The organism is Paracoccus sp. DMF (genome assembly GCF_004407025.1).
Classification (GTDB): Bacteria; Pseudomonadota; Alphaproteobacteria; order Rhodobacterales; family Rhodobacteraceae; genus Paracoccus; species Paracoccus aminovorans_B.
The window spans coordinates 1-791 of sequence record NZ_SOKV02000172.1 but is presented as its reverse complement, the minus strand read 5'-3'; the positions used below and the strand labels follow the sequence as shown (position 1 = coordinate 791).

The window sequence follows — 791 nt, the reverse complement described above, 5'->3', positions numbered from 1 at the left end:
GTCGTGCCGGTCGAGGGCGACCAGTTGGCGATCCGGTTCACCCCGAAGTGGGGCTGGAGCGGGAAGTCCCGGCCCGAAGGGCGCATGACGTCAATCCACGGCGCCCCGGCGCGATTGCGGGCGTAGACCGATGCCTTGCCTGATGGCGGCGGGGTCGGCGCGGCGCTGAGGCCGGGCAGGACTGTGGGTTGCGGCAGTTCCACCTGGCCACTGGTCCGGTCGATCCTGATGGCGTCGAAGAATGCAGACCCGTCCGGGCTGACCTTGAAGCCGAAGTCATCGTTGCCGAGCAACCCGATCAGCGCGCGGGCGGAGAAACCGGTCTTGAAGGCAAAGGCGGCATCGTTCCCGGCTGAGGCCTTGTTGACGGTGGCTTCGATGCCCGCGCCTGCGTTGTTCAGAAGGACGGCGGGTGTGTTCACCGACAGCCGGTTGTAGCTGTCGGCAGAGGCTCCGCCGAGGCCAAGCAGTTGCGCAGTCAGGTTCGCCTGGGGCATGCCAACCTGCGTTACTGCATTGGCGAAGGTCACCGTGGGCGTGTTCAGCACCGTCGTACCGCCCGCGCCAGCCGTGGCGGAGCCGATGTTCACGACCGTGGTCGATCCGGACGCGCCGCCGGTGCCAATATTCACGGTCTTGGTCACGCCCGTAGTCGTGGCCCCGGTGCCCATCCCATAGGTGGCGGTCGTCGTCGCGGTGCCGACGCTGGCGCTGGCTGCGGAGATCGTCACGGTCCCGGACGCCGTCAGCGTGCCGGAGAAGGTCTTGTTGCCGGTGAAGGTCTGGGTGCC

The 791-nt window shown here is 67.8% G+C and carries 1 pseudogene; it reads right to left on the bottom strand.

The window, feature by feature from the left end:
* Positions 1 to 791, bottom strand: a pseudogene (locus tag E3D03_RS21035) (DUF2793 domain-containing protein); the annotation flags it as partial.